Source organism: Streptomyces katrae, assembly GCF_000966975.1.
Classification (GTDB): Bacteria; Actinomycetota; Actinomycetes; order Streptomycetales; family Streptomycetaceae; genus Streptomyces; species Streptomyces katrae.
The window spans coordinates 1-506 of record NZ_JZWV01000026.1 but is presented as its reverse complement, the minus strand read 5'-3'; the positions used below and the strand labels follow the sequence as shown (position 1 = coordinate 506).

General features: G+C 68.0%; 1 pseudogene. It reads left to right on the top strand.

Annotation, left to right across the window (positions count from 1 at the left end):
• Positions 1-506: pseudogene (locus VR44_RS01945) on the top strand (zinc-binding dehydrogenase); the annotation flags it as partial.

Sequence of the window (506 nt, the reverse complement as noted above, 5' to 3'; positions counted from 1 at the left end):
CGCAACGGCGCGGGGATGAAGCAGGGCGACAACGTGCTGATCTGGGGCGCCAGCGGCGGCCTCGGCTCGTACGCCACCCAGCTGGCGCTGGCCGGCGGTGCCAACCCGGTCTGCGTCGTCTCCTCCCCGGAGAAGGCCGAGATCTGCCGCTCCATGGGCGCCGAGGCCGTCATCGACCGCAACGCCGAGGGCTACAAGTTCTGGAAGGACGAGCGTACGCCCAGGACCCGAAGGAGTGGAAGCGCTTCGGCAAGCGCATCCGCGAGCTGACCGGCGGCGAGGACATCGACATCGTCTTCGAGCACCCCGGCCGCGAGACCTTCGGCGCCTCCGTCTTCGTCACTCGCAAGGGCGGCACCATCACCACCTGCGCCTCCACCTCGGGCTACATGCACGAGTACGACAACCGCTACCTGTGGATGTCCCTCAAGCGGATCATCGGCTCGCACTTCGCCAACTACCGCGAAGCCTGGGAGGCCAACCGCCTCATCGCCAAGGGCAGATCC